20 protein-coding genes are annotated in these 21,879 nt (G+C 66.1%); 5 read left to right on the forward strand and 15 right to left on the reverse strand.

Features of this window, described 5'->3' with window-relative positions:
- Positions 1 to 43: 43 nt before the first annotated feature.
- Entirely contained in the window at positions 44 to 1,198 is a 1,155-nt protein-coding gene (locus JNG39_RS12635; protein WP_368311933.1) for a Fic family protein, read from the reverse strand.
- 240 nt (positions 1,199 to 1,438) lie between these two features.
- Between JNG39_RS12635 and JNG39_RS12640 the strand changes: the two genes are divergently transcribed.
- Positions 1,439 to 4,306, forward strand: a complete 2,868-nt coding sequence (locus JNG39_RS12640; protein ID WP_368311805.1) for a beta-galactosidase — start codon at positions 1,439 to 1,441, stop codon at positions 4,304 to 4,306.
- 26 nt (positions 4,307 to 4,332) lie between these two features.
- Here the strand turns inward: JNG39_RS12640 and JNG39_RS12645 are convergent, their stop codons facing one another.
- Complete coding sequence (locus JNG39_RS12645) at positions 4,333 to 5,229, reverse strand: LysR family transcriptional regulator (protein WP_368311806.1); 897 nt, start codon at positions 5,227 to 5,229, stop codon at positions 4,333 to 4,335.
- 74 nt (positions 5,230 to 5,303) lie between these two features.
- On the opposite strand from JNG39_RS12645, the gene JNG39_RS12650 reads away from it, so the two are divergent.
- Entirely contained in the window at positions 5,304 to 6,083 is a 780-nt protein-coding gene (locus JNG39_RS12650; protein ID WP_368311808.1) for an MBL fold metallo-hydrolase, read from the forward strand.
- 67 nt (positions 6,084 to 6,150) lie between these two features.
- On the opposite strand, the gene JNG39_RS12655 is transcribed toward JNG39_RS12650, so the two are convergent.
- The 3 genes from JNG39_RS12655 to JNG39_RS12665 form a co-directional block, all read right to left on the reverse strand.
- Positions 6,151 to 7,659: a hypothetical protein gene (locus JNG39_RS12655; protein ID WP_368311809.1), complete on the reverse strand. Its 1,509-nt coding sequence runs from the start codon at positions 7,657 to 7,659 to the stop codon at positions 6,151 to 6,153.
- Between the two features lie 175 nt (positions 7,660 to 7,834).
- Complete coding sequence (locus tag JNG39_RS12660; protein ID WP_368311811.1) at positions 7,835 to 8,374, reverse strand: carboxymuconolactone decarboxylase family protein; 540 nt, start codon at positions 8,372 to 8,374, stop codon at positions 7,835 to 7,837.
- A gap of 30 nt (positions 8,375 to 8,404) precedes the next feature.
- On the reverse strand, positions 8,405 to 9,154 hold the full coding sequence (locus tag JNG39_RS12665; RefSeq protein WP_368311813.1) for an SDR family NAD(P)-dependent oxidoreductase: 750 nt from the start codon (positions 9,152 to 9,154) through the stop codon (positions 8,405 to 8,407).
- A gap of 123 nt (positions 9,155 to 9,277) precedes the next feature.
- On the opposite strand from JNG39_RS12665, the gene JNG39_RS12670 reads away from it, so the two are divergent.
- On the forward strand, positions 9,278 to 10,192 hold the full coding sequence (locus tag JNG39_RS12670; protein WP_368311814.1) for a LysR family transcriptional regulator: 915 nt from the start codon (positions 9,278 to 9,280) through the stop codon (positions 10,190 to 10,192).
- Between the two features lie 172 nt (positions 10,193 to 10,364).
- On the opposite strand, the gene JNG39_RS12675 is transcribed toward JNG39_RS12670, so the two are convergent.
- On the reverse strand, positions 10,365 to 12,536 hold the full coding sequence (locus tag JNG39_RS12675) for a TonB-dependent siderophore receptor (RefSeq protein ID WP_368311816.1): 2,172 nt from the start codon (positions 12,534 to 12,536) through the stop codon (positions 10,365 to 10,367).
- A gap of 175 nt (positions 12,537 to 12,711) precedes the next feature.
- Here JNG39_RS12675 and JNG39_RS12680 point away from each other — a divergent pair, with 175 nt between their 5' ends.
- Positions 12,712 to 13,059 (forward strand): helix-turn-helix domain-containing protein, encoded by a 348-nt coding sequence (locus JNG39_RS12680; RefSeq protein ID WP_368311818.1) that lies wholly within the window; start codon positions 12,712 to 12,714, stop codon positions 13,057 to 13,059.
- A gap of 73 nt (positions 13,060 to 13,132) precedes the next feature.
- Here JNG39_RS12680 and JNG39_RS12685 read toward each other — a convergent pair whose 3' ends face one another.
- From JNG39_RS12685 to JNG39_RS12700, 4 genes are all read right to left on the reverse strand, one after another.
- Entirely contained in the window at positions 13,133 to 13,765 is a 633-nt protein-coding gene (locus JNG39_RS12685) for a GIY-YIG nuclease family protein (RefSeq protein ID WP_368311820.1), read from the reverse strand.
- On the reverse strand, positions 13,762 to 14,166 hold the full coding sequence (locus tag JNG39_RS12690) for a hypothetical protein (RefSeq protein ID WP_368311822.1): 405 nt from the start codon (positions 14,164 to 14,166) through the stop codon (positions 13,762 to 13,764). Before JNG39_RS12690 ends, JNG39_RS12685 begins: the two co-directional genes overlap by 4 nt.
- A gap of 116 nt (positions 14,167 to 14,282) precedes the next feature.
- Positions 14,283 to 14,573: a hypothetical protein gene (locus tag JNG39_RS12695; RefSeq protein ID WP_368311823.1), complete on the reverse strand. Its 291-nt coding sequence runs from the start codon at positions 14,571 to 14,573 to the stop codon at positions 14,283 to 14,285.
- Between the two features lie 108 nt (positions 14,574 to 14,681).
- Positions 14,682 to 15,251, reverse strand: coding sequence for a TetR/AcrR family transcriptional regulator (locus JNG39_RS12700; RefSeq protein ID WP_368311825.1), 570 nt, complete (start codon positions 15,249 to 15,251; stop codon positions 14,682 to 14,684).
- A gap of 98 nt (positions 15,252 to 15,349) precedes the next feature.
- Between JNG39_RS12700 and JNG39_RS12705 the strand changes: the two genes are divergently transcribed.
- On the forward strand, positions 15,350 to 15,817 hold the full coding sequence (locus JNG39_RS12705; RefSeq protein WP_368311826.1) for a DUF1348 family protein: 468 nt from the start codon (positions 15,350 to 15,352) through the stop codon (positions 15,815 to 15,817).
- A gap of 9 nt (positions 15,818 to 15,826) precedes the next feature.
- Here JNG39_RS12705 and JNG39_RS12710 read toward each other — a convergent pair whose 3' ends face one another.
- The 5 genes from JNG39_RS12710 to JNG39_RS12730 all read right to left on the reverse strand — a co-directional run bounded on the left by JNG39_RS12710 (position 15,827) and on the right by JNG39_RS12730 (position 21,874).
- The gene (locus JNG39_RS12710) at positions 15,827 to 16,804 is read right to left on the reverse strand and encodes a TolB family protein (RefSeq protein ID WP_368311828.1); all 978 of its coding nucleotides are present in this window, start codon (positions 16,802 to 16,804) and stop codon (positions 15,827 to 15,829) included.
- A 166-nt stretch (positions 16,805 to 16,970) separates the two neighbouring features.
- Positions 16,971 to 17,654 (reverse strand): LytR/AlgR family response regulator transcription factor, encoded by a 684-nt coding sequence (locus JNG39_RS12715; RefSeq protein WP_368311830.1) that lies wholly within the window; start codon positions 17,652 to 17,654, stop codon positions 16,971 to 16,973.
- On the reverse strand, positions 17,651 to 18,742 hold the full coding sequence (locus JNG39_RS12720) for a sensor histidine kinase (RefSeq protein ID WP_368311831.1): 1,092 nt from the start codon (positions 18,740 to 18,742) through the stop codon (positions 17,651 to 17,653). The genes JNG39_RS12715 and JNG39_RS12720 overlap by 4 nt, the downstream gene beginning before the upstream one ends.
- Positions 18,743 to 18,826: 84 nt before the next feature.
- On the reverse strand, positions 18,827 to 20,572 hold the full coding sequence (locus JNG39_RS12725) for an FAD-binding oxidoreductase (RefSeq protein ID WP_368311832.1): 1,746 nt from the start codon (positions 20,570 to 20,572) through the stop codon (positions 18,827 to 18,829).
- A 141-nt stretch (positions 20,573 to 20,713) separates the two neighbouring features.
- A complete protein-coding gene (locus JNG39_RS12730) occupies positions 20,714 to 21,874 on the reverse strand; it encodes an acyltransferase family protein (RefSeq protein WP_368311833.1) in 1,161 nt (386 codons plus the stop codon).
- Positions 21,875 to 21,879: the final 5 nt, after the last annotated feature.

The raw sequence follows: 21,879 nt of genomic DNA on the forward strand, positions 1-21,879 counted from the left end.
CGTCGGAAACCGCCTTATCAGCCGACGTGGCGGTAGACCGTGCCTATGGCGCGTCGGACGGCGTACCCAGGCTCATCACGCGATAGCGCGTACTGCGTCCGCCGCCCGGAAGACGGCCGAGAACACCCTTATCCAGCATATCGGCGAGATGTCGCGTAGCCGTGGCCTTGGATACCTTGGTGACGGCCTGATACTGCGACGCATTGATGCCATGCGCGAAATCGCCGTCCAGAAGGCGGTTCAAGACCTTGACCTGTTCAGGCGACAAGGCCTTTTCCCGATGTTGCTGCCAGAACCGGGCTTTCGCCATCACGCTTTCGATATGTCGCAAGGCGGTCGACAGGCTGTCGTGAAGCGTGCGCAGGAACCACTCGAGCCACGCCGTGACGTCGACGCCGTTGCGCTGTGTCCGTTCGAGGATGCGGTAATAACCCGAGCGATCGGCCAGGATGCTCGCGGACATCGCATGGAACCGGATCGCCTGCGGCTCGGCCTGCGCCAGCGCGAGATCGGTGAGCGCACGCGTGAGACGTCCGTTGCCGTCGTCGAACGGATGTAGCGTGACGAACCACAGGTGTGTGATGCCAGCCCGCAGGAGCGGATCGAGCGTCGCGTCGCTTCGCGAGCGGGCGAACCATGCGAGGAACGCGTCGACCTGCGCGTCCAGACCCTTCCGCGGCGGAGCCTCGAAATGCACCACGGGGCGATCGATCCGTCCGGATACCACCTGCATGGGCTCGTCACCCCGCAAGCTGCCGACCCGGATGCGCTGGGGCAGCAGACTGTCCTGCGCCGCGAAGAGCCATGCGTGCCAGCGCAGGAGGCGCGCCATGTCGAGGGGCTCGTCAGGATGGCGGGTCGCATCCAGCATCAATTCGGCGAGGCCTTCGCTACGGGGCGCGGGCTTCTGCGCGTCATGGTCGGCCACCCCCAGGCGTCGCGCCAGCGACGAGCGCACGGACGCCACGTTGAGTTGTTCGCCCTCGATCGCCGATGAGGTGACGATATTGGCGAGAAGGGCGTCCAACGATTCCTCAAGCTGGACGTCGTCGGCCGACGACTTCGCCATTCCCACCAAACGGCCCATCGCCTGCTGGCACTGCCGTAGCAGTGGAGAGACGGCCTGATCTTCCCAGCGAAAGGCCGGCCAGTCCGCGTTCTGCCAGATCCAGGACGGTTGGATGAGGTGGGTCGTCATGTCGATGAGCCGAATCCAGAGCCTAATCGGCTCATTTGGTGAGCCGATTATGGTCCTCATTCGGCTCACGCACCAGCCACAATATCCCCAAATTTGCTTATATACCCAAAATAACCCAGTCTTGCTCCGTTTCGCCGCGCGCCGTGGCGACATCGACGGAGGTAGGGGATGTCCGCTTTTCATCGGATGCGCGGCCGTGGTGCCGGGCATGGGGTCCGGGTGGCTACGTTGGCGCTGGGCATGGCTATCGTTTCGGCCGCCACGGCGGCGACGCACACCATCGCCTACGACCGCCACTCGATGATCATCGACGGCAAGCCCACGTACATCTTCTCGGGATCGTTCCACTATTGGCGCCTGCCCAGCCCGGATGCCTGGACCGACGTGCTGCAGAAGATGAAGGCGGCGGGGTTCAACGCGGTGGAGATCTACTTCCACTGGGGTTACCACTCGCCCAAGCGGGGCGTGTACGACTTCTCAGGCATCCGCGACGTGGACCGCCTGCTCGATGCCGCGCGCGATGCGGGGCTTTACGTCATCGCGCGGCCGGGCCCGTACATCAACGCGGAAACCGACGCGGGCGGTTTTCCCGACTGGCTGATCGAGACTTCGGGCAAGCCGCGTTCCCCCGCGCCGGACTACACGGCCGCGTACAAGGAGTGGATGACGCAGATCGACCGCATCATCGCGCGCCACCAGTACACCGACGGGCGCGGTAGCGTGCTGCTCTACCAGGTGGAAAACGAGTTCTACGACGACTCCCCGGCCGGTCGCCGCTACATGCAGGACGTGGAGGACAAGGCGCGCGCCGACGGCATCGTCGTGCCGTTCACGGGCAACCACAACGAGAACTTCCTCGAGGGGCTCGGTGCCACCGACATCCCCGGTTACGATTCGTATCCGCTCGAGTTCGATTGCACGAAGCCCGACCGCTGGAACGGCGTCTACGACTTCAGCGGCGAACGCGAGCGGACCTCCCGTTGGCCCCTTTTCTTCCCGGAGTTCCAGGGCGGCTCGTTCGACGTCTGGGGCGGTCCCGGCTACGAGGCCTGCCGTAAGCTCACCGGCCCCGCGTTCGAGCGCGTGTTCTACAAGTCGCTCATCGCCACCGGCTCGACGATGCAGAACTTCTACATGACCTACGGCGGCATCAACTGGGGCTGGTTGTCGTCGCCGGGCGTGTACACCTCGTACGACTACGGCTCGGCCATCGCGGCCAGCCGCCAGCTGACCAGCAAGTACGACCAGCAAAAGCTCATCGGCTACATGATTCGTGCCGTGCCATCGCTGGCGCGCACCGATGCCGTGGCCTCGTCGGTGCCGGACAATCGCCGCCTCGTGGTGAACGCGCGCGTCAACCCCGATGACGGCACGCGTTTCTACATCCTTCGGCACGCGGATGCGCTGGATACGACCGACGACGCCACCCATCTGGATATCGGGCACACCACGATCCCGCAGAAGCCGGGCACGGCCATTCACGTCGACGGGCGCGATGCGAAGGTGCTCCTCGCCGACTATCGATTCGGTGGGCAGGACCTGGCTTACACCACCTCGGAGCTGCTGACGAGGGTTCGCCTGGACGACCGCGACGTCGCCGTCGTCTATGGGCGGCATGGCGAAGACGGCGAGACCGTGCTTCGCTATGGAAGCGAGCCGAAGGTGCGCGTGATCGACGGCCATGTCGAAACGCACTGGGACGCGGCGTCACACACGCTTCGCCTCGACTATCGCCACGACGGGCTCGCCCGGATCGCGATAGGCGACGGCAAGGACGCGCTGTTGCTGCTCGTCGGCGACGACGAGGCCGCGATCCGCTTCTGGCAGGTGGACACGCAGGACGGGCCCGTGCTCGTGCGTGGCCCCTACCTCACCCGTACCGCGACGCGCGCGAACGAAGGGCTCGCGCTGACCGGCGATACCGAAAACGCGGGCGATCTCGAAGTCTTCGCCGCGGCGGCGGTGCACCGGCTCTCGTGGAACGGCTCGCCGGTGGCGACCGTCGTGACCGAAAGCGGCAGCCTGCAAGGTCATCTGGACGGTCCCGCGCCCGTCGAGCTGCCCAAGCTCACCCAGTGGCGAGTGGCCGACGGCGCGCCGGAAATCGCCGCCGCCTTCGACGACCGCGCCTGGCGTGCGGCCGATCGCACCACCACGCCCAACCCGTACTGGCACGGTGACCTGCCGATCCTGGACGCCGACGACTACGGCTTCCACCACGGCCTCGTCTGGTACCGCGGCCACTTCAAGGCCAGCGGCAAGGAAATGGCCATTCGCCTCTCGGCGAACACTGGCGTGCACCTGGGCAACCACGGCATCTACACGGCATGGCTCAACGGGCATTTCCTCGGCGGCAACGCGAGTGGCGCACGCCAGTTCCCCATCGACCCGTCGTGGTTGAAGCGGGGCGAGGACAACGTGGTGTCGGTACTCGTCGAGAACACGGGACACAACCAGGAAGAGCGCAGCGGCGCATTCCGCGAACCGCGCGGATTGATATCGGCGACCCTTGCCGGGAACGCCGCCACCATCCGCTGGAAGATCCAAGGCAACCTCGGCGGCGAAGACCTACCCGATACGATGCGGGGTCCGTTCAACGTCGGTGGCCTCTACGGCGAACGCATGGGCTGGCACCTTCCCGATGCCGCCGACGGACGCTGGGCGTCCGCCACGCTTCCGCAAGCCACGACGAAGCCCGGCGTCGCGTGGTACCGCACGCACTTCAAGCTCGACATCCCTGCCGGGCAGGACGTGCCGATCGCCGTTCGCATCCATGACGCCGTGCCTCGTCACTACCGTGCCATCGTTTTCGTCAACGGCTGGCAGGTGGGGCATTACATGAGCGATGTCGGTCCGCAGACCGATTTCGAGATACCGCCGGCATTGCTCCATCCGAACGGCGACAACACCATCGCCATCGCCGCCTGGAGCACCGCGCAGGATGGCGGCCTGGGCGAGGTGTCGCTGGTGATGCAGGGCAACTACCGCAGTGCATTCAGGCAGGAGGCGGTGAACGACGAACCGCAAGAAGCGAAGTCGCGAGCAAAAAACCTCACGTCGTTCCTTCGAAAGCAGGAACCCAGCGCCTTGCGCCCGCGCGAGCGATAACACCACATCGCCAGGACCGCTCCAGGCTATCGAACGAACGTCCCGAAGCGCCCTCGTTCATCACCGAACAGCTGCACGAGGTAATCGGCCACCGTCGCCACCGCGGATTCTTTCCGATATTGCGGCCGTGTCACCAGCCAGAGCTCGCGATCGGGCGGTGGAGGATCGAGCCGGACGGGCGCGAGCGCATCGAAGGCGGCGGCGACGAAATGCGGCAGCAGCGCCACGCCCGCGCCCTCGCGCGCCGCCATGGCCTGCGCGATGTGGTGGTTCGCGCGAAATCCCATCCGTGCCCGGGGAAAGTGCCGGGTCAGCCACGCCGCCTCGGGCAGGTGGGTATTGGCTTCGTCGAAGCTGACGAAGACCGGCGCGCCGCCGTCCTCCACGCATGCCTTGACCGCGGCCGTGGCGTAGAAGCCGAAGCCGACGGGTGTCAGCAGCCGGGCCACCACCTCGCCATCGTCGGGACGCGCATAGCGCAGCGCGATGTCCGTTTCCCGGCGCCCGAGGCTCACCGACCGGAAGTCGGTAGCGACGTCGAGGTCCAGTCCGGGATGCCGGAGCGAGAAGGCGGCCAGTCGCTCGACCAGGAATCCCAGCGACACGCTCGGTGGGGCATTGATGCGTACCAGCCCCCGGGGATGGTCGTCCGCGCCACCGCGCGCGATGACGGCGGCCGCCGCTTCCATGTCGCTCGCCGCGCCCAGCACGCGCGTGCCCGCCGACGTCAGCACATAGCCATCGGGCCGCCGCTCCACCAGTTTTTCGCCAAGGGCCGCCTCCAGCGAAGAAACGTGTCGCGACACGGTGCCGTGATTGACCGACAGCGCGCGGGCCGCGCCGGAAAGGCTCCCATGGCGCGCGAGCGCCACGAACATCCGGACGTCTTCCCAATCGAGGGCTGCGCGATTTTGATCGGCCATTGCGAAAGATTACCGAATTGTTCGCAGGTAAGGGCGGGCCTACCTTGGTTTCCACATCCAAGGAGAACCCGCCCATGCCCGCTTCCGACATCTCGCTGACCCTGGTCGGCGGTCCGACCGTGCTCATCGAATACGACGGCTTTCGGTTGCTGACCGATCCCACGTTCGATCCCCCCGGCACGTACCAGGGGCCGCACAGCCCGGTCACGCACCACAAGACGGAAGGCCCGGCGTTTCCCGTGGAGCAGGTCGGGCGGCTCGATGCGGTGCTGCTGAGCCACGACCATCATTTCGACAACCTCGACAACGCGGGCCGTGCCCTCCTCCCTTCGGTCGGCGCGACGTACACGACGGTGTCCGGCGCGGGGCGCCTCGGCGGCCACGCCGTCGGCCTCGATCCGTTCGAAACCCGCACGCTCCGCCGCGGCGACGGCAAGACGCTCCTCGTCACCGCGACGCCGGCACGGCACGGGCCGGTCGGCGTCGATGCCGGCGACGTCGTGGGGTTCGCCCTGGGCGTGGATCAGCCCGGCGACCTGCTCTACATCACCGGCGACACCCTGTGGTTCGAAGGAACGGCGCAAGTGGCGCGGCGTTTCTCGCCGCGCGTCGTCGTGCTCTACACCGGCGCCGCCGAGCCCCGCGGCCGCTACCACATGACCATGGGCAGCGAGGATGCGCTCGAAGCAGCCGCCGCTTTTCCGCACGCCACGCTCCTTGCCGTCCACAACGAAGGGTGGGGACACCTGCGGGAAAGCCAGGACCAGCTTGCCCACGTCTTCGCGACGTTCGGCATCGCCCACCGCCTGACCCGTTTCGACAAGGGCCAGCCCTTGCGCATCGACCTGCGCTGACCGGGCGATTCGGTAACAGGAGCGTGGCGGCGCGCCACGTCGTCGCGACAGACCGTTCGTTGGAGGGTCAGCGTTCCGCTTCGACCTGACCGAGCCGTACGATCGCCACATCACCTATCAACGCATAGTTATGCATCGGCCGGACGGTTCCGTCGCTCGCTACGTAGGGATCGGCATCTCCCGCACTGTCGCGCAGGTTGGTTCGCGGACCGCCGAAGCGTCCGGCGACCGGCGCCACCTCGGCGGCATCGCCCCAGCCCAGGGTGATCTTGCTGGCGCTGGCGGGCAGCACCGTCTTGAGCGTCAGTTGCAACGTGTCGCGCGCGACCACGGTCACGGCGGCGATGAGGTTGTCGTCGCCGGGACCGGCCGGCACGAGGGCGTCATCGGCGTCGCGCACGTCGAAGCCGGCGTTGCGCGTCGCCGATACCCAGGTCGTATCCAGCGTCAGCGCGCCGACGGGCACGTTGAACACCACGCGTATCGTGCGCGCATCGACGTGGAGCGCCGCCACCATGTCCAACGCGGGGTTCCGCAGCGGCAGGCCGCGCGTGCGATCCTGGATCAGTTGGTGGATCGCGCGGGCGAAGTAACGTCCTTGCCAGCGATGGCTCTCGTTGGTCAGGTGGAGCATCGGCTGGCCCTGCGCCGATTCGTCGGCGTAGTCGAAGATGTATTGCGGGTTGACCATGCGCAGGTACGGACTCGCCAGGCATGCGTCGCGCTGGGCCAGCGCGATGATGGGGTTGCAGAAGGCGAAGTTCGTGGCGCCGTAGCTGTTGTGGCTGCACACCTGTGCCACGATCCACAATGGCCGCCAGGTCTGCTCGGGCAGGTTCACCTGGCAGAGCTTCAACCAATGACTGCGCTCCAGCGCGATGAGCTTGCTCCTGTAACTGGTGCGGGTTTCCGAGTTACCCGTGGAGTCCGCCTCGCCATGCTGCCAGGTCGTGGCGAGCCAGCCGACGCTGGTACCGTCGCGTTCGCCCTCCGCCCGCATGAGTGCGAGCATCGCCTCGACGCGCGTCCGGCTGTCGAGCCAGCCTTGGTATCCGCCGAGATTGTCGTCGTTGAGGAAGCTGGCGAAATAGCCGATGGGTCGTCCGCCTTCGGCGCTGGTGAACGCGCTGTAGCGGCTGTATTGGGAAGGGTACGGCACGCCGTCGAGGCTGGCCGTGTATTCCACCAGCCCGTCCGCGCAGGCGTTGGTGCCCACTTCGCCACCCGTGCCATGCCCGCCGTCGTACTCCACCAGCGGTGCGAGGCTCTCCATCGCGGCGGGATCGGTGCCGGGCCGCACGCCGCCGTTGAACGTCACGTTGGCATACATCTGCTGCAACGTGAGGGCCGGTCGGCCCCCGGTTCCCACGGCATTGGACTGCCCATGGAACAGGATCAGCTCGCGACGCGCGCGGACGATGATTCCAGGTACGGCGGGGATGGCGGCGCTTGCCGTTTCCACGAACGATCCGCCGAGTCCCCACAGGCCCAGGCCACCGAGCGCGGCGCAGCTTCTACGTAAAAAATCACGTCGGGACGCGTCGGTGTCCGGAGCGTCGGTTCGAGTCGGCTTCATCGTGGTGCCTCGCGAGAATGGAATGCCCTGAGCGTCCCACTTGCGTTCGACCGTCAACACCGTCGTCGTCATAAAAGGAAAAATTTGCCGATCTTCGACATCGCTCATCGTGTATGGGCGTACACACGCGCCGACGAAGCGTCCACCCGGCGTGAGTGGACGCATCACCTTGGCATCAGGCGGCCAAGGTCGGCGCCGCCGGAAAGTCCACCGGCACCCGGGTGACGGCGTGCAGATAGTTGGTGACGGTCTTGTCGCCGATGGTGACGATGACGTCGACCAGGTTCTCTTTCGTCCAGCCGGCGGCGAAGAAGGCGTCGACCAGCGCATCGTCGACCTTGCCGCGCTGGCTCGCGATGCCCTTGGTAAGCCGCGCCAGCGCGTCGAGCTTCGCGTCGAAGGTGGCGGTACCACCACGGATCTCCAGCACCTGTTCGTCGCTGAAGCCGGTCATCTTGCCGATGACGGTATGCGCGGCCAGGCAGTACTCGCACGCGTTGACCTGGCTGACCACGAGGTTGACGACTTCGCGCGCCTTGCCCGTGACGCTGCTCTTCGCGTTCTGCAGGGCGAGGTAGCTGCCCAATGCGTTCTCCGAGTGGGCGAGGGTGGCATAGAGGTTGGGTACCATGCCGAGGCCTTTCTTCAGGTTGTCGAATAGCGCCTGGTTGGCCGGGGACACTTCTTCGCGGGTGGGAACGTTGATGCGTGACATGACGATGCTCCAGAGGGGGTGGGTGATGCGTTACTGGGCGGAATAGCCGCCGTCGACGGCGACGATCTGGCCGGTGAGGTAAAGGGCCTTGTCGCTGGCGAGAAACACGACGGTCTGCGCGATCTCGTCGACCGACGCGGCGCGCCTGGCGGGAATGGTGGCGAGGAATCCGGTCTTGGCGTCCTCGTCGCGACCGACGAAGCGATCGAGCATGTCGGTGGCGACCGGACCCGGGGCGACCGCGTTCACCCGCACGCCGATCGCGGCGCCTTCGAGTGCCACGGCCTTGGTCATGCCTTCCACCGCGTGCTTGCTGCCGACGTAGATCGAGGCGCCGGCGATACCGACGTGGCCGGCGATCGAGGACACGTTGACGATGGCGCCGCCGCCCTGGGCCTGCATGGCGCGCATCTCGTGCTTCATCGACAGCAGGGTGCCGAGCACATTGGTGGTGAAGGTGCCCTCGTAGTTGTCGACCGTCGCTTCCGACACGGGGCCGAGCTGGCCCTCGGTACCGGCGTTGTTCACCGCGATGTCCAGGCGACCGAAGCGGGCGACGGTGTCTTCCACGAGCTGGCGGACATCGGCTTCGTGGCGCACGTCGGCGCGGATGAACTCCGCGTCGTTGCCCATCGAGCGCAGTTCGGCGGCGAGGGCATGACCCGCCTCCTCGCGGCGGCCGCTCACGACGAGGCGGGCGCCCTCTTTCGCGAAGGCCAGCGCGGTGGCGCGGCCGATGCCGGTCAGGGCTCCGGTGATCAGGACGACGGGGGTGTTCATGGCAGGCTCCAGCGTTTGGGGTGGTGGCTCGGTGGAGCGAACTTTGATTGATTCCCCATGTCGGCACTAGAAAGCCCGATGTCATATCATTCAGTCCAATGTGGAATGAATGGGGATGCGTCCATGGACAAGCTGCAAGCCATGCAGGTGTTCGTGAGGGTGGTGGAGGCGGGCAGCTTTTCCGCCGTCGCGAGGGATGCGCGCAGTACGCAAAGCGCGATCAGCAAACAGGTGGCGGCGCTGGAGCGCGAACTGGGCGCGAAGCTGCTCGCGCGTACCACGCGCTCGCTGGCCCTCACCGAGGAAGGCGAGCGTTACTTCGAGCAGGCGCGCCGCCTCGTCGCGGAGATCGCCGAGGCGGAAGCGTCGCTCGTCGACGGGCGGCAGCAACTCAAGGGCTGGCTGCGCGTAGCCGCGTCGGTGGGTTATGGCCGTTTGAAACTGATGCCGGTGGTGCGAGGCTTCATGGCGCAACACCCCGGCGTGAAGATCGACATGAAGCTGAGCGACGGTTTCATCGACCTGGTCGAGCGTGGTATCGACGTGGCCGCCCGCATTGGCGAGCTGCCGGACAGCAGCCTCATCGCGCGTCGCGTGGGTCAGTACCGTCGCGAGCTGTTGGCGCACCGCGACTACCTGCGTTCCCTGCCGAAGGGCATCAAGCCGCCGACGCATCCCGACGATCTGGTAGATCACAACTGCATCGTCTACACCGGCACCGGCATGCGTCGCGCCTGGCGATTCGTCGCCGGTCCCGGGGCCAGCGAACCGGTGGGCACCGAGAAGCGGGTGCCCGTGGCGGGCGATCTGCAAACGGATAGCAGCGAAGTAGTGCGTGCCGCCGTGCTGGCGGGCATGGGCGTGTGTTACACGCCTACCTGGTTGTTCGAGCCGGAGATCGCCAGCGGGGAGGTCGTGAAGCTGTTGCCGGACTGGTCGCTTCCGTCACCCGTGCACTTGGTATGTCCGCAGGAACGCCACCCGTCGGCGAAGGTGAGGGCATTCATGGATTACGTGGCGGCGACGATGGCGGCGTAGCGGCGTCATCGCCTGGCCGTGCACAAGGCGCTGGGTTCCTGCGTGCGCAGGAACGACGAGCTACGGGATTGAACGTCCCGCACAAACCACCTCACGTCGTTCCTGCGCACGCAGGAACCCAGCGCCTCACGCCCGGGCAGGCGAAAAACACCACCTACGCCAAGGCAACCCCTCAGAAGAACTTGTAAGTAAAGCTCACCGTAAAACTCGCCGGTGGCGCGTTGTAAAGATTGCTGAAATCATCCAGCACGAAGTACTTCCGATTGAGCAGGTTATCGGCATTGACCTGCAACGATGCACGGTCGTCGAAAGCATACCGCGCCATGGCACCAAGGAGCAGCACCGACGACTGCCGTACATACTGCGTGCCGGCCGGCCCATCCACCGGCGCCTTGCTCGCGTTCTGCCAGTTGAATCCGCCGCCGACGGTGAGACCGTTCCAGCTTCCCGGCAGATCGTAGGTGGTGAAAGCACGCACCAGCACGCGCGGCAGGGCGGTATGGATGGCGCCTTCGTTCGGCGCCTTGACGTTGAAGTGCGACCAGCCGAGGGTGCCGTTCCAGCGATCGGTGAACTTGCCCGAGACCTCCAGTTCGTAACCGCGCGAGCGCGTGCCGTTGATCGCGGTATAGGCCTGGGTGATGCCGTCGGGCAGGAACACGCCGGGTACCGGCTCGGCCACGTTGCTCAGTCGCGTATCGAAAAGCGTCAGCGACGTATTCAACGCGCCATCGAAATGGCGCCCCTTGATGCCCACCTCACGGCTGCTGCCGATCATGGGATCCAGGTAGCTGCCATCGGCGAAGCGGTTGGTCTGCGGATCGAAGATCTTCGTGTAGCTGGCGAAGGCCGAGTAGGTCGGGGTGAGGTCGTAGATGACGCCCGCGTAGGGCAGGGTCTTCGATTGCGACGTGTGGTAGATGCCGGCGGTGGCGTCGTCGGTGTCGTTCTTCCAGCGGCTGCGGCGCGCGCCGACGATCAGCTTCAGCGGATCGGCCAGCGACAGGCGCGCGGCAGCGTAGAGGCCCTGCTGGCGAATGCGCGTGTCGGAGACGAATTCCGAGGACGACGCGAAATCGGGGTAGGGATAGTTGCCATGCCAGGTCAGGAAGTTTCCCGGATCGGGCAGGTCGCCATGGGGATGGTCGAAGTAATCGTTCGAGTAATCCGAGCCGTTGAAGCCGACGACCAGTTCCTGCTCCCGACCGAAGGCCTGGAACGGACCGCTCGCGTACACGTCCACCATGTTCTGCCGGCCGCGCTGGCGGCTCTTGTACGCATAGGGCGTCACGCCCTCGCCGGTGTCACGGTTGGGAAAGCCGAACACGTAGAACAGCGCCGAGTCGGCGTCGGTCTTGCGATGGCTCGCTTCGGCGTGAAGTTGCCAGCCGTTGGCGAATTGATGTTTGACCTGAGCGAACGCGGTCTGCGTGGTGTTGTTCCAGTGCGTCCAGTCGGCCGCGCTGCTGAAGCCCCGCGTCCAGTGGATCAGTGAGCCGTCGTCGTAGAACGCGGGGAACGAGCCCCAGGTGACGCCCGTCGGCCGGGTCTTCTGGTAGTCGTAGCCCACGCTCAGCACCGTGCTGTCGCCCAGGTCCGCATCCACCACGCCGTAGAAGACGTTTTTCAGGTGGTGGTAACGATCGAGATACGAGTCGCCATCCTCGTGCGTCGCCACGAACCGGCCGCGTACGCTGCCCGACGCGTTGAGTGGCGTCGAACCGTCCGCGGTGATGCGCTTCGTCGCCCACGAACCGTAACTCAGCGTGACGTCCGCCTGGGGCGTGGGACTGTCGGCATGCTTGCGCACGAAGTTGATCATCGCCGACGGGCTGCCCGCGCCGCTGAGCAATCCCGTCGCACCACGAACGACCTCGATGCGTTCGTAGATCGAGGTATCCAGCGAACCATCGGCCGACGACGCGTTGAGGCTCGATGCCACCGGCACGCCGTCGTAGGCCATGTTCTCGATCATGAAGCCGCGCGACCAGAACACCACTCGCTCGGTGTCGTACGCGGTGGACGACACGCCGGTGGTGTTGTCGAGCACCCCGCGTACCGACGTGAGGTCCTGGTCGGTCATGCGTTGCGCGGTGATCACGCTGATCGACTGGGGCGTGTCCTGCAGGGTGAGCGGCAGGCGGGTGGCCCCGGTGCTCTGGTCGACGGTGTACGGCGAGGTCTGCTGGCCGTGCACGCTGATGGTGTCGAGCGTGGTGGCTTTGTTTTTCCTGCCCGTGTCGTCGCCGTCCGTCGACTCGGCATGCACGGCGAGCGGCACGGCGGCCATGAGGGCGAGGGAAAGCAGGCGAACGCGCGGCAGCGCGTGGCGTCGAAGGCGCATGGTCGTGACCCCTTGGTAACGAAGAGTGGATCGGGGGCCGGCCCTGCACGATGGCGATGGCTACTCGCAGGTGGCTAGCAGTAGATGATAACGATTCGCATTCATAGGAATCAAGTTTATGCCAAATGCGAAATTAAATTGCATTCAAGAGCCTTCGAGCGTAATTTAATTTCTCATGGCTAAACGTACCCCGCCAACCCATCCCTCCGCTCGTCGAGCCATCGAGGCCCTCGGCATACGTCTTCGTGCAGCGCGTCTTCGTCGAAAGTTGACCCAGGCGATCATGGCCGAGCGGGTGGGCGTAAGCGTCCCGACCCTCAAGAAGCTGGAGGAAGGCGATCCCACCACCAGTCTCGCGACCGTGGTTCGCGTTCTCTCGGTGCTGGGTTTGGTCAGCGATCTGGACAAGATCGGCGCGGAAGACAAACTCGGACGCGAATTACAGGACAGCGAACTCGCGCCGCCCAGAACTCCGCGGCGGCGCGCCACGGGTGTGGCCGCCAAGCAGGCGAATGAGTCGTGACCGAGTTCGAGGTTCGGCTGGACGATCAGACGGATGGCAACAGTGATCGACCCCGACCGATAGAGGGGACCACTCAAGCCAACCCGCCGTAATGCCGCTCGTACCACTGAGCCACGTCCTCCGGGATGAGCTCGCGGGCCTTCAGGCCGACGCTTTCGTAGCGCTCGATGGCCAGGGCGAGGGATGCTTCGGCGCGTTCGGCCGATACGCCGTAGGCATGGGCTTCGACGATCGCTTCGTGCATCCGGGCGGCCCAGTCGTAGATGCGATCGGCATGGTCGCCGAGTCGTGCGGCCAGCCACACGCGCAGCGGCGCGATGATCTCGTGGCCGCCCTCGTGTGCAAGGGCGATGGCGCTTGCCGACACCGACGGATCGATGCCCTCGTACCACTCCGTCTTGCCAGCGGCCACGTCGCGGACTTCCAACGGCGCGGCGGCACGCGCCTCGGCGAAGCGCGTGAGCAACGCTCGCTCGATGGCGCGGGCCTGCGCGACTTTCTCGACGGCGACGAGAAGGCCGCGGTCGAGATCGAAGAACGTGTGGAACCGGCGATGCAGGTCCATGAACCGGCGCAACGGATCGCGGGCGAATCCCACCTTCAACAAGTCGCGGTCGCGACAGGGCAGCACGTAGACGAAGGCCTTGCCCCGCGAAGCGAAGCGGGGGAGCGGAGCCTCCGTCGACGCGGGGCCGGTGTCGCTCACTGGGTCTTGGGTGCCGGTTTATAGGGCACGAACGGTCCGAGGATGACGAAGCCGCGCAGACCACCCGCGAAACGGTCGATCAGGTCGACGGAATCGAGTTCGCACAATTGGGACCCGAAGGTGCGGATCACGGGAAGGTCATTGTCGTCCAGCGACTTGGCGCCGGACTTCGGCTGGTTGACGTAGTAGGTATTGCCGACGCGGAAGACGATCGTGGTCTTGTCGATGATCTGCGAACTGTAGGTCGTCGAAAGGACGATGCACCGCTGCGGCTTTCCCGCGACGCGACCTTCGGTGATCTTCGCCAGGCGGGCGGCGGGATCGTCGTCGCGGGCCAGGGCGGGCGCGGCAGCGCAGGCGCCGACGGCGAACGCGAGCAGCATACGTGCAAACGGAATCATGACGACTCTACGCCTCGGGAAAGGTATACGTGAGTCTAGAACGCACGGCACCGGGTTGCGTTGTCGGCGTAAGCGAACACCGTGACACGTCGTACACGGTGTTCGCCGATGGCCGCTTACTTGGCTTCGGGTACCAGGTTGGCCAGCTTGCCCTTCTTGTCGAACTGGCAGGTGAAGCTTTTCTTGCCGTCCATGCCGGCGTCGGCGATACCCGCGATCGAATAACCCGAGTCGGCGGCCTGGAGGGGCTGCAACTGGATGTAATCGCTCTTTACGTCGAATTGCTTGGCCGCCTTGTCCTGGCACTTGGTGGTGAGCTTGGCCGGATCGGGCCGGTCGGAAGCGAAGGCGCTCGAGGCGAGGACGAGGCCCAGGGAAGCGGCGAGAAACAGGGCGGAATGGCGCATGGTTCGATCTCCGTACGTGGCACGAGGCCGGGGGTCACTGCCATCGCGAGTCTGCCAAGCGATGCCTTGCGGCAGGATGAATCGGCTGCCCCCCTTTCCGGTCTCACTTCACCGCGACACCAGCGCCTGTATGAGCCGGGACAACGGCAGCAGCGCCGCCTCCGCATCGTGCGTGTACTGCGCGCGGATGATGGCGCCATCGACGGCCAGGGCGATCGCCGAGGCGTTTGCTTCCGATGAGGCGTCGGCCGGGAGCGATCGACGGATCGAATCGGTCATGTCCTGCTTATGGCCGCGCGAGATGGCTTCGAACGCGGGGACGCTTCCCCCGAGCTCCACCACCGTATTGATGAAGGCGCAGCCGCGGAACGTGGACTGCGTGAACCACTCGCGCAGCGCGTGTACGACGGCCATCGGCCCCTCGCTCGCATGGCGTGCCAGCGCGTCGTCGAACCAGGTCATCCAGCGCTCGTGGCGGAAGTGCAGGAACGCCTCGACCAGGTCGTTCTTGCTGGGGAAGTGGCGATAGAACGTGGCCTTGGTGACCCCGGCGTCGGCGATGACCCGGTCGATGCCGGTGGCCCGGACGCCTTCGCCATAGAAGAGGTCATGGGCGGTTCTGAGGATGCGTTCCCGCGCGGCGGACGTCGGCGCGGGCTTGGAGGCCATGTCGTTCATGGGATCGGAGGATAGCAGAAAAGGGTAGACAGGTCTGTCTGTTTGATTTAGCCTGTGCTTGTAGACAGACCTGTCTATCCCCTTATCTGGAGATCGCCATGGACATCCGCCCGCCCCTTCCGCCGTTCACCCTCGACTCCGCCATCGAAAAGGTGCGCCTGGCCGAAGACGCCTGGAACACCCGTGATCCGGAACGCGTGCAACTCGTGTACACCCCCGACACCCACTGGCGAAACCGTGCCGAGTTCGTCGACGGCCGCGAGGCGCTGAAGGCCCTGCTCCGCCGCAAGTGGGACCGGGAACTCGACTACCGGCTCATCAAGGAGCTATGGGCCTTCACCGGCAACCGCATCGCGGTGCGCTTCGCCTACGAATGGCATGACGACGCAGGCAACTGGTTCCGCAGCCATGGCAACGAGAACTGGGAATTCAACGAACAGGGCCTGATGGTCAACCGTCACGCCAGTATCAACGACCAGCCGATCGCGGAGAGCGAGCGGAAATTCTTCTGGCCGTTGGGCCGTCGTCCCGACGACCATCCGGGACTCAGCGACTTCGGCCTGTAGGCGTTCCGGTCAATGACCGATGCCGTGAGACTTCAGCGTCTGCGAGATGTCGAACCGCCACAGGTCGCGCGAGCCGTTCGACGGTGAGTTCAGGCGGCGCTGGAGCGAAGCGAAGTCGTCGCGGGTCTTGGGGTACCGCGGCGCGTCGGAGCGGTTGCTGGACAGGTAAAGCTCGCCGAAAGCCCGGCCGAGCGAAGGCGCGTTCTCCAGCGAATCGCTGTTGACGTCGCCGGGGAGATGCACGGGCGTGCCCCAGCGGCCGTCGCTCTCGCGAAAGCTGATGTAGAGGTCGGCACGGCCCAGCGAATCGCCCTCGTCGCCCGCGTAGACGAGGAAACGCTCCTCGGGATCGATAGCCGGGTCCATGCGGTTCTTCTTCGCGTCGCCCAGGTCGATGCGTTCGGGAGCGGCGTAGCCGGTGGGCGTGCGACGGGCGACGTAGATCTGATAGAACGCACCCGAATCCGGTCGGTGCGACGAGAAATAGAGGTTGCCGTTCGCCGCGATCGACGGGTTGTAGATCTGCGATCCGTCGTTCATCGCCCCGTCGACGTGGACCGGTTCGCTCCACGCGCCGTTCGCCCGGCGTTCGACGTACCAGAGGTTCGTGCCCGGGAATCGATGCCCCGCGAAGTCCGCCGTCAACGGTTCGCCGCCGGGCGTCGTCGGACGGTTCGACACGAAATAGAGTCGTTTGCCGTCCGGTGAGAGCGTGGGCTCGGAGTCGTGCCATTGTCCGGAGAAGGAAGCGACTTCCGGCGTGGACCACGCCGTGCCGTTGCGATGCGACACCAGGATGGTGTCGTCCTTCTCGGCGACATCCGAGCGCATGAAATAGAGCGTCTTGCCGTCGGCGGTAACGGCGACGGAAGTTTCCTGCAGGCCCGTGGAAATGATACCGGGGCCGACGATCTCCCCGGCCGTCGCGGTCATGGCGACGAATCCCAGGGCGATGGCGATGGCCCATGATCGAAGGTGTTTGCGCATGGCGTGTGTCCGTGTGGTTTGCCGTACGGACGATGCGGCACGACCCCGCGGCCACGCATGGGAAATGTGTTCGGCGGCATCGCCCGTGGGACGAGCGGCGCGCGGCGTGGTGCGAACGGTCAGCTCATGCCGAGCGCATGGCGCGCGCCCGCACGGAACCGGCGGCTCAGGCTGAGGTGGGTACCGTCGCGCAGGACGACCTTGGCGCTTCCCGGAAGAGCGGATGTATCTCGGCGATGCGCTCCATGTTGACGACGATGCCGCGATGGATGCGCAGGAACCGGGCGGGATCCAGCGCGGCGAGCAGGCCGCTCAGCGGCTCGCGATGCAGGTGCGACGCGCCGGCCGCGTGGATGTGCACGTAATTGCCGTCGGCGTGGATCCAGTCGATGTCCTCCGTGGCGATCACGCGCACGCGTTCGCCACACGTCACGCTGATGCGACGCAGGTAGGAGGTCGGGGCGACAGGTGCGGCCATGCCGAGACCTTGCCGGTGTCGCCTTACCCGCGCCATGGCCTGGTCGAAACGGCCCTGGTCGATGGGCTTCAGGAGATAGTCGATCGCATTGACGTCGAAGGCCTGCAACGCATGCCGTGCGTCGGCGGTCGCGAAAACCACCATGGGCGGGCGCGCGTTCGCCGTGCCATCCAGCAAGTGGAAACCGTCGACGCCGGGCATGCGGATATCCAGAAACAGCAGGTCCGGCTCGAGCGCGGCCATGGCTTGCCTCGCCTCGGTCGCGTTGGCGCATTCGCCCACGACCTCGACGTCGGGGTGTGAGGCCAGGGCCTGGCGGATCGCCAGCCGGGCCAGCATCTCGTCGTCGACGAGCAGCGCGCGGATGGTCATGCGGGCTGCTCCCGATAGGGAAGGCGCACCTCGACCCGGGTGCCTCCCGAGTCGCGCCGCGACAAGGCCAGCGTGGCCCGCCCGCCGAACAGCATGTCCAGGCGCGTGCGCGTGCTGCCCAGGCCGATGCCGGTCGTCGTGCCTTCCGTCGGCAGGCCCAGGCCGTCGTCGACGATCTCCACGCGCAACTCGTCGCCTTCGCGACGCGCCATGACCTGGAGCGTGCCTCGCTCGGGCTTGTCCAGCAAACCATGGTGCAAGGCATTCTCGACGAGGGGCTGGAGGATCATGTTGGGCACGAACGCGCCCAGGGTGTCTGCGGCGATGTCCATGTGCGTCACCAGCCTGTCCCGGAAACGCACCTGCTGGATGCCGAGATAGCATTCGAGGAATTCCAGCTCACGCGACAGCGGCACCTGCTGGGCGTGTCGCTCCTCGAGGGTGAGCCGGAGGAAGTCGCTCAGCCGCGTGATCATCGCCCGCGCCTGCATCGGATCGGCCAGCGCGAGCGCCGAGATCGCATTGAGGGTGTTGAAGAGGAAATGCGGCTGCAACTGCACGCGGAGCGTCTGCAGCTGCGACTGGACGAGCTGCGTTTCCAGGCGGGAATTGCGCAGGCGCTCGTCGCGCAGATGGTTTCGGGAGGCCACGGCGCGCAAGGCCACCACGAACACCCAGTACGTGATCCATGCCAGGTGCGTCTCGTAGACGGCGCTCGTCCGCAGGAAATCGACGAGCGTTCGGTCTTTCATCGACGGCGACGGACCGCTGATCCACCAATAAGCCGACAGCGCCACCACCGTGTGGAACAGGGCCACCAGCACGCTGGCGGGAAGGTGCACGGCGAGAAAGCGGCGCCATCCGTCCTTGCCACCCAGTCGCCCGAGCCAGGCGACCAGCGGCGTCAGCAACATCCATAGGTAGAAGTTGCAGAACATCCAGACCAGCACGCCGCCCCACGGGGTGGCGCGACCCTCGGCGCGCGACGAGATCACCGCGCTCGCCGCGTAGGAAAGGGCGAGCGCGGTCCAGAAGGCCAGCAGCAGCCCTCGCGTTTTCCATGTCCGCCACGTCATGGGATCGATCACGGCCGCCATCTCCCGAAGCGGGCCGAGTATGCAGGCGGCTTCGCCGGTGGAACAGTGTCATCCGTTGAGGCGTCCGACGCGCCCTCAGGCCACCCCGTTCCGTACGACGAAGACGCCGTCCGGATCGTAGCGCCGCTTGGCCGCCGCGAGGCGCGAGGCGTTCGTACCCCAATACGCCTTCCGGTAATCCTTCTGGAAATAGTCGCTCTCCGAGAAATACGCCCCCGCGCCCGGGGCCACCCGGGTGAGCCGCGCGTAGGCCCGCCGCGTGGCGTCTTCTCCCCGTTGCGCCTTCGCGTCGTCGCGATGGGCGCCGGGCAGGCCTTCGAACACCGACGGACCGCCCGTCGCGATGATGGCGAGTGCGAAGGCGTCCAGCACCTCGGGATTCATCGCGGTGTCGCGGGCGCGGTCGAGCGTTTCCCGCGACGCGCCGAACAGTCCCTTGTTGAAGTGCAGGGCAAATCCCTGTTCGCGCGAGGCCTCGACGATGGCCGTGGCCAGGGTGGCGAGGTTGCCGTCCTGGAGTAGGTGCGATGGGAGCCAGGCCGAGGTGTAGGCATAGAGGTAGGTGCCCACCTGTTCCTTATCGCCCGCCCACATCATGTGATACGCCGGGGCGCCCGGCCTGTCGTCGGGTACCGCGAAGTGGAGGCCGTGGTCGCGATAGAAGCGGATATCCCAGAAGCGGCGCGCGGGCAGCGCCTTCGCCCAGAACGGCTCGCTCCACCGATAGGCCGGTCGCGCGGCCACCCAGTCGAGCAGCGGTTGCCACGCGGCTTTCGCCGCGTCGTCGTCGAGACCCTGGAACAGCATCTTCAGGTCGACGCGACGATCGCCGTGGAATTCCATCGATTCGCCCCAGTGCGGATTGCAGAGGCGGTCGCGGAAGTGGCGCAGCAATTGCGCCACGAGGGCGGCGTACGCGTCGTCGCTGTCGGCCTGCAGGGTGCCCGATACGCCGCCGATCATGTCGGGCAGCTCGTGCGTGCGGAAGGTGAGCCGGGTGATGACGCCGAAGCTGCCGCCACCGCCGCCCTTCAGGGCCCAGAACAACTCCGGATCCTGGAAAGCGTTCACCACGCGGATCCTGCCGTCCGCGGTCACCACTTCCGCCTCCAGCAGGTTGGATGCGCCGGTACCGAAGCCCTTCGAGAAACTGCCGAAGCCGCCGCCGTTGGCGAAGCCGGCGCAGCCCACCGTGGTGCAGCCGCCGCCCTGGATGTAGCGACCGCCGGTCGTCGTGACCGCGTGATACGCGTCGATCCACATCGCGCCCGCGCCGACATGGGCCGCCGGCACCCCGGCGGTGCCCGCCCGGGCGCCTTGCGGAACGAATCCGTCGACCATGTCGACCGTGTTCATTCGCCGGGTCCAGATGAGCAGGGAATCCGCCGCGTTGGAGGCGCCGAGGTAGCTGTGTCCGCCGCCGCGGATCACCAGGCGTACCCGGTGCTTCCGCGCCCACGTGACCGCCGTGGCGATGTCCTGCGCGCTTTCCGCCGCCAGCACCCGGGCGCTCGGCGTGGACGTCCATGCGCGGTAGTAAGCCCCGGTCTGGGTAAGGCCCGGCTGGTCACCGACGTAGAACTGGTTGTCGATGTTGGCGAGGGCCTCGGCGCGGGTGGCCGGGTCCAGCAGCGGGTTCTTCGGGATCGACAGGCGCCCGCCGACCTGCCGGTTCAGAGCATCCCAGTCGGCGTCCGTCGGCCACCCGGCGGCGCCCGGTTTCAGCCAGCGCCCTTCGCCGGTGACGAAAGCATCCACCCTCGCGGCGAAGGGGAGCAGGGGAAGGACGAGGGCGGTCTTCAGCAGCGTGCGGCGGTCCATGGTCGGTCTCCTTGGGGTTGCCGTCGATGCTGCGCCGTCGCCCTACGGCTGTCCCTCGCAGAGGGAGGAAAATCGCCGCTTCGGGGACGAGTGGCGGGCCCCCAGGGACGAGCGAATCGTCCTCGCGAAGCCCGCACCGGGTTACTGGACATCCTCCAGGGCGGTGGCGCGCCCGGCAAGCCGACCCGGCCTCCTCGCCACGCGCTTCATCCCGAAGACGAGGCGCAGGGCCGGAACCCGCCGCACGCATCCCTCATAGAGGGCCAGGCAGGCCGCCATGGCGAGGACGAGGATGACGGCGTATTTCGTCCACGGCGTCCACGGCTCGTGGATCACCTTGTACCCGACGAGCACGATCACCGTCTGGTGCAGGATGTAGATCGGGTAACTGGCTTCCCTCGCCCAGGCGAGCAAGGGATTCGAGAAGGACAGGTAGCGATAGCCGTAGCCGAGGACGGCCATGACGCAGGCCCACGTGAAGACGTTCGCCCCGATGTGGTCGAGCACCGAGTCATGGGCCACCCATCCCGTCTGGAACGAGGCGATCAGCAGCACGATCGATGCCATGCCCAGCGCCAGCGACCCGCGGCGAAACTCCGAGAGCCATGCCCAGGCGCCGGGCAGGAAGGCGATGACGTAGCCATAGGCCGTCAGGAGCAGGTAGTGGTTGAACGTGTACCAGTCGCTGACGAGGGTGTGCGACTCCGGGAACAGCGACTTGAGCAGGGTTTCGTTGATGCCCAGGGGTAGTGCCAACAGCAGGAGCCACTTCCCGGGCGCGATACGCGAGGCCATGCGCATCAGCCACGGCAGCAGGGGAAGCAGCAACAACACATAGATATAGAGATAGGCGATGAACCAGAGGTGGTGCCAGCTGAAATCACCCGCGGGATAGAACCGGAACTGGAGCACCCGCGCCACGTAGAAGCCCAGGTAGCTTCCATGCCATTGGCCATCGAGAAGTCGCTCGACGTAGATTTGCGGCGGCACGATGAGGAACATGCCGACCACGAGCGGCAGGAGCAGTTTCAGCGTGCGTTCCCGCAGGACGTGCCGCACGCTGCGCCGCCGTAGCGCGAACCGCATGCCCGCCCCGGCGATCACGAACAGCAGCGGCATGCGCAGGCGATGGGCGATGTCCATCGGCCACGCCAGGGCGGGGATGGTCTGCTCGTTCACGACGTGCCATTCCCAGCCGACGAAGATCATGCCGGTATGGAAGAAGAACAGCACGAAGATCGCGATGACGCGCAGCCAGTCGAGGAAATCGTAGCGTTCGGAAGGTGATTCGATGTCGGACATGGGTC

Source organism: Luteibacter sp. CQ10 (genome assembly GCF_040900725.1).
In the GTDB taxonomy this organism is placed as follows: Bacteria; Pseudomonadota; Gammaproteobacteria; order Xanthomonadales; family Rhodanobacteraceae; genus Luteibacter.

Bases quoted from the DNA above. Each gene is read 5' to 3' on its own strand.
- JNG39_RS12635 (WP_368311933.1), bottom strand. From the start codon at position 1,198: ATGACGACCCACCTCATCCAACCGTCCTGGATCTGGCAGAACGCGGAC.
- JNG39_RS12640 (WP_368311805.1), top strand. From the start codon at position 1,439: ATGGCTATCGTTTCGGCCGCCACGGCGGCGACGCACACCATCGCCTAC.
- JNG39_RS12645 (WP_368311806.1), bottom strand. From the start codon at position 5,229: ATGGCCGATCAAAATCGCGCAGCCCTCGATTGGGAAGACGTCCGGATG.
- JNG39_RS12650 (WP_368311808.1), top strand. From the start codon at position 5,304: ATGCCCGCTTCCGACATCTCGCTGACCCTGGTCGGCGGTCCGACCGTG.
- JNG39_RS12655 (WP_368311809.1), bottom strand. From the start codon at position 7,659: ATGAAGCCGACTCGAACCGACGCTCCGGACACCGACGCGTCCCGACGT.
- JNG39_RS12660 (WP_368311811.1), bottom strand. From the start codon at position 8,374: ATGTCACGCATCAACGTTCCCACCCGCGAAGAAGTGTCCCCGGCCAAC.
- JNG39_RS12665 (WP_368311813.1), bottom strand. From the start codon at position 9,154: ATGAACACCCCCGTCGTCCTGATCACCGGAGCCCTGACCGGCATCGGC.
- JNG39_RS12670 (WP_368311814.1), top strand. From the start codon at position 9,278: ATGGACAAGCTGCAAGCCATGCAGGTGTTCGTGAGGGTGGTGGAGGCG.
- JNG39_RS12675 (WP_368311816.1), bottom strand. From the start codon at position 12,536: ATGCGCCTTCGACGCCACGCGCTGCCGCGCGTTCGCCTGCTTTCCCTC.
- JNG39_RS12680 (WP_368311818.1), top strand. From the start codon at position 12,712: ATGGCTAAACGTACCCCGCCAACCCATCCCTCCGCTCGTCGAGCCATC.
- JNG39_RS12690 (WP_368311822.1), bottom strand. From the start codon at position 14,166: ATGATTCCGTTTGCACGTATGCTGCTCGCGTTCGCCGTCGGCGCCTGC.
- JNG39_RS12695 (WP_368311823.1), bottom strand. From the start codon at position 14,573: ATGCGCCATTCCGCCCTGTTTCTCGCCGCTTCCCTGGGCCTCGTCCTC.
- JNG39_RS12700 (WP_368311825.1), bottom strand. From the start codon at position 15,251: ATGAACGACATGGCCTCCAAGCCCGCGCCGACGTCCGCCGCGCGGGAA.
- JNG39_RS12705 (WP_368311826.1), top strand. From the start codon at position 15,350: ATGGACATCCGCCCGCCCCTTCCGCCGTTCACCCTCGACTCCGCCATC.
- JNG39_RS12710 (WP_368311828.1), bottom strand. From the start codon at position 16,804: ATGCGCAAACACCTTCGATCATGGGCCATCGCCATCGCCCTGGGATTC.
- JNG39_RS12715 (WP_368311830.1), bottom strand. From the start codon at position 17,654: ATGACCATCCGCGCGCTGCTCGTCGACGACGAGATGCTGGCCCGGCTG.
- JNG39_RS12725 (WP_368311832.1), bottom strand. From the start codon at position 20,572: ATGGACCGCCGCACGCTGCTGAAGACCGCCCTCGTCCTTCCCCTGCTC.
- JNG39_RS12730 (WP_368311833.1), bottom strand. From the start codon at position 21,874: ATGTCCGACATCGAATCACCTTCCGAACGCTACGATTTCCTCGACTGG.